General features: G+C 57.7%; 1 protein-coding gene. It reads left to right on the top strand.

The genetic code is table 11. The features are described from left to right. Positions 1 to 1,149, top strand: a 1,149-nt coding sequence (locus tag HR086_RS46990) for a DEAD/DEAH box helicase (protein ID WP_256433726.1), incomplete at both ends; no start/stop codon positions are given.

The following is a 1,149-nucleotide window of genomic DNA, read 5'->3' as shown; positions in this document are numbered from 1 at the left end:
CAGCTACCAGCGCGTGTTACAGTATTTCGAGTCGGCCAACGTCCTGGGTGTCACGGCCACGCCGGATCGGGGCGATATGCGGAATTTGGGCTCCTACTTTGAGAGCCTTGCATACGAGTATACATTGCCGAGAGCGATCAAGGAAGGCTATCTCAGTCCGATCAAGGCCCTGACGATCCCGTTGCAATTGGACCTGTCCGCAGTCAGACAGCAGTCTGGAGACTTCAGTACCAGCGACTTGGGCACGGCGCTTGACCCTTATTTGGAGCAGATCGCAGCCGAGATGTGGCGAGTCGCGCAGGATCGGAAGATTGTCGTGTTTCTACCACTGGTCAAAACAAGCCAAAAGTTTACCCGCATTCTGAATGCTGTTGGCTTCCGGGCGGCCGAGGTAAACGGCGAATCACCGGACCGGGCGGAAATTTTAGAAGATTTCGACAATGGGAAATACAATGTCCTTTGCAACTCCATGCTTCTGACGGAAGGGTGGGACTGCCCGAGCGTCGATTGTGTCGTCGTCTTGCGGCCAACGAAGGTCCGCAGCTTATACAGCCAAATGGTCGGGCGCGGTACCCGGCTGTTTCCGGGGAAGACGGAGCTTCTGCTGCTTGACTTCCTGTGGCATACCGAACGGCACGAGCTCTGCCATCCAGCGCATTTGATCGCCGAGAATGAGGAGATCGCCAAGGCGATGACCAAGCAGATCGAACAGGCCGGCATTCCGCTGGACCTCGAGGCGGTGGAGAAGCAAGCCGCCGAGGACGTGATTGCGCAGCGCGAGGAAGCGCTCGCCAAGCAGCTGGAAGAGATGAAACGCCGGAAGCGCAAGCTGGTCGACCCGCTGCAATTCGAAATGAGTATCCAAGCGGAAGACCTGTCCAGCTACGTCCCGTCGTTCGGATGGGAAATGGCGCCGCCTTCTGAAAAACAGATTCGCACGCTTGAGAAGCTCGGCATTTTCCCGGACGAAATCGATAATGCCGGCAAGGCGACCAAACTGCTGGAGCGCCTGGAGAAACGGCGGGCGGAAGGGCTGACGACGCCGAAGCAAATTCGATTCCTGGAGCAGCGCGGCTTTCAACACGTCGGCACGTGGTCCTTTGAAACGGCAAAGCGACTGATTGATCGCATCGCGGCCAACGGCTGGCG

Source organism: Myxococcus sp. CA039A, from assembly GCF_013336645.1.
Taxonomy (GTDB): Bacteria; Myxococcota; Myxococcia; order Myxococcales; family Myxococcaceae; genus Myxococcus; species Myxococcus llanfairpwllgwyngyllgogerychwyrndrobwllllantysiliogogogochensis.
Note: the sequence above shows the minus strand (reverse complement) of the source record. Positions and strands in the feature narration are given on the sequence as shown.